The 326-nt window shown below is 48.2% G+C and carries 1 protein-coding gene and 1 pseudogene; both read right to left on the bottom strand.

From position 1 onward, the window contains the following. Nucleotides 1–118 (bottom strand): isocitrate/isopropylmalate family dehydrogenase (locus EZM41_RS14640; RefSeq protein WP_446697815.1); only part of this gene is annotated, 118 nt, incomplete at its 3' end. An 83-nt stretch (nucleotides 119–201) separates the two neighbouring features. Continuing rightward, nucleotides 202–326: pseudogene (locus EZM41_RS05805) on the bottom strand (DegT/DnrJ/EryC1/StrS family aminotransferase); the annotation flags it as partial.

The raw sequence follows: 326 nt of genomic DNA, 5'->3' as shown, positions 1-326 counted from the left end.
CAGAAGGCATCATGCCGATCGACCCCGCGAGTACAGATGAGAGATCGCTGAGGATATCGCCAAAAATATTGCCCGCGAGGATAACATCAAACTGCCGCGGGTTTTCTATAATTTTCATTTAGGTATCTTATGATGTCATCGAAAGTTGCTCCCATCATGAATGGACGTAGCATATCATCAGATCCTACGCCTTCAGTGCATTGAGAATAAAGAATAAGGCGTCGTTATGACTTCGTCACCCTCGCCGACGTCTAAGGCCATAAGAGCTAAAAGCAGGGCATCGCTCCCGGAGGAACATCCCACCGCATGAGGCACGTCCAAATACA

The sequence above is a fragment of the Acetomicrobium sp. S15 = DSM 107314 genome, from assembly GCF_016125955.1.
In the GTDB taxonomy this organism is placed as follows: Bacteria; Synergistota; Synergistia; order Synergistales; family Thermosynergistaceae; genus Thermosynergistes; species Thermosynergistes pyruvativorans.
Note: the sequence above shows the minus strand (reverse complement) of the source record. Positions and strands in the feature narration are given on the sequence as shown.